The sequence below is a fragment of the Vibrio sp. 10N.222.49.C9 genome (assembly GCF_041474985.1).
Taxonomy (GTDB): domain Bacteria; phylum Pseudomonadota; class Gammaproteobacteria; order Enterobacterales; family Vibrionaceae; genus Vibrio; species Vibrio crassostreae_C.
The window spans coordinates 1-490 of the sequence record NZ_JBFRVD010000951.1 but is presented as its reverse complement, the minus strand read 5'-3'; the positions used below and the strand labels follow the sequence as shown (position 1 = coordinate 490).

Here is a 490-nt window from a genome sequence, read left to right as displayed (position 1 = left end):
ATCCACCTCAAGCCGTTTGAAATGGCGGTTAAGCTAGGTGATGCTACCACTATCATGACCTCTTACAACCCAATCAACGGTCACTGGGCAGCATCAAACTACGATCTAAACACTACCATTCTTCGTGGTGAGTGGGGTTATTCTGGCATCGTGATGACCGACTGGTGGGCGAAGATGAATGACTGCGTTCTAGCAGGCGAAGAGTCTAAGACCTTTACTTCTTTCATGGTTCGCGCTCAAAACGACTTATACATGGTTGTTGAAAATGACACGGCTGAATCGAACGGTATGGGTGATAACACAATCCAAGCGGTAGAAGACGGCACACTGACTATTGGTGAGTTACAACGTAGCGCAATGAACATCTGTCGCTTCATTATGGATGCGCCAGTGATGTCTCGCCCGCTTAAGAAGTACGAACCGATTAAACCGTTTGCACCGCAAGCACAAATCAGCGAAGACGCTATTTCTGTTGAACAGCCTATTGAGT

At 47.1% G+C, this 490-nt stretch carries 1 protein-coding gene; it reads left to right on the top strand.

The annotated features are described in order from the left end of the window. Nucleotides 1-490: glycoside hydrolase family 3 N-terminal domain-containing protein (locus tag AB4585_RS26365; protein WP_372171710.1), on the top strand; the 490-nt coding region annotated here is incomplete at both ends.